The organism is Corynebacterium nasicanis (assembly GCF_042658165.1).
Taxonomy (GTDB): domain Bacteria; phylum Actinomycetota; class Actinomycetes; order Mycobacteriales; family Mycobacteriaceae; genus Corynebacterium; species Corynebacterium nasicanis.
This window is the reverse complement of the sequence record NZ_JBHSQE010000004.1, coordinates 244,998-247,007: the sequence shown is the minus strand read 5'-3', so window position 1 is coordinate 247,007 and position 2,010 is coordinate 244,998. Positions and strand designations below refer to the sequence as shown.

At 62.3% G+C, this 2,010-nt stretch carries 2 protein-coding genes; both read right to left on the bottom strand.

What is annotated here, in order from left to right; translation table 11 throughout:
• Positions 1 to 603 precede the first annotated feature (603 nt).
• Positions 604 to 1,869 (bottom strand): tyrosine--tRNA ligase, encoded by a 1,266-nt coding sequence (tyrS, locus tag ACFPUZ_RS07530; RefSeq protein ID WP_377001211.1) that lies wholly within the window; start codon positions 1,867 to 1,869, stop codon positions 604 to 606.
• Positions 1,870 to 1,908: 39 nt separating this feature from the next.
• Positions 1,909 to 2,010 (bottom strand): Trm112 family protein (locus tag ACFPUZ_RS07525; protein WP_377001220.1); only part of this gene is annotated, 102 nt, incomplete at its 5' end.

Below are 2,010 nucleotides of genomic sequence, written 5' to 3'. Positions count from 1 at the left end.
AACCCAACCAAACGAACAACCAGCACACCACCACCCCACAAGGGCAATGATGAAAATGATTGTCCAAAAAAATACAAACACCCCAACCAACCAACAGGCCAGTCAAGACATGTTCGCGTCTATCACATGTGACCCCCACCTCGACGAGGAGAGAAGAAGCCACACAAATATACTCATGCGATCATCAGATCATGCTTGCACCACAACAACTCACACCACACCCGAAGGCACAGCGCGCATTATTTACAGTGACACCCTGTTGACAAGGTACCACCCGGCACACACCCACCAACCCGAAACACATCCAGGCCAGCCGGCACACACAACCAACAACCACAAACAAAAGTACATTGGCACACTATTGAGTTCTCACACAACAACCGCACACAGCTACGCTTCCGGAGTTCCGGATTTGTTTCTGCGGCTGGACGTTCAACCTTAGATGATCACTTTCGTGAAGTCAACCTGTTGTTCATCTCTCTGTCTCCGCGTGCCCTCCGCGGTGTTCTCCGCGGCGCTCTTGGCGACCTCCATTAAGTTACCCACAACCCCCACCTTTAACAAATCCCCTGGTCAGGTGGGGTGTTGTGCGTCGTCAAGCATTCAGGCGGTGACCTTGACGCCGGCGAAGTTCTTCTTGCCGCGTCGGAGCACGAGCCAGGAGCCATGCAGGAGATCCGCAGCCGCGGGCTCCCACTCCTCCCCCTCGATTCGCTCGTTGTTCACGTAGGCGCCACCTTCCTTGATGGCGCGACGAGCGGCGCCACGGGAATCCACCAGCCCGGAACCGACGAGGAGGTCGACGATGGTCCGGGGATCGCCGGCACCCACCTCGAACACCTCCGTCTCGGAGACGGCCGACGCGAGAGTCTTCTCGTCGAGGTCGCGCAGCTCGGCCCGGCCGAACAGGGCCTGCGAAGCGAGTTCGACGGCGGCGGTCGCCTCCTCGCCGTGGACGAGGTTGGTCATCTCGCGGGCGAGGCGGCGCTGCGCCTCGCGCTTGAAGGGGCGCTCGGCGACCTCGGTCTCGAGCTCGGCGAGCTCCTCGGCGCTGAGGAAGGTGAACCACCGCAGGTAGCGGATGACATCGGCGTCGGAGGCGTTGATGAAGTACTGGTACCAGGTGTACGGGCTGGTCATCTCCGGGTCGAGCCACAGCGAACCACCACCGGTGGACTTGCCGAACTTCTTGCCCTCGGAGTCGGTGACCAGGGGCACGGTCATGGCGTGGACGGAGGCGCCGTCCATGCGGCGGTTGAGGTCGACGCCGGCGACAAGGTTGCCCCACTGGTCGCCGCCACCGACCTGAAGCACGCACCCGTGGTTCCGGCGGAGCTGGACGAAGTCGTTGGCCTGCAGGAGGACGTAGGAGAACTCGGTGTAGGAGATGCCGTCGGTCTCCAGGCGCCGCTTCACCGTGTCGCGGGAGAGCATGGTGTTGAGCGGGAAGTGCTTGCCGATGTCCCGGAGGAAGGTGATCACCGAGAGATCCTTCGTCCAGTCGTTGTTGTTGAGCAGCAGCGCCGCGTTCTCCCCCTCGAAGGAGACGAAGCGGGAGAGCTGCCCGGAGATTCTCTCGGACCAGTCGGCCACGGTGTCGGCGGTGTTCATGGAGCGTTCGCCGACGTCGCGGGGATCACCGATCATGCCGGTGGCGCCGCCCGCCAGGACGATGGGACGGTGCCCGGCCTGCTGGAATCGGCGCAGCATGAGCAGCGGCACCAGGTGTCCGGCGTGCAGGGAGGGGCCGGTGGGATCGAAACCGCAGTAGAGCGTGATGGGCTCCGTGTCGGTGGCCTCGCGCAGGGCATCCAGGTCGGTGGACTGGTTGATGAGCTCGCGCCAGCTGAGCTCGTCGATGATGTTCATGAAAAAACTCTCGTCACTAGGAAGAAACAGGTGGGGGCGTTACTCGGCGGTGGGCGGCCAGGGGGTCGCTTCGTCGATAAGCATCACCGGGATGCCGTCGTCGATGCGATAGGCCAGGCCGAGCCTCTCGTTGACCAGGAC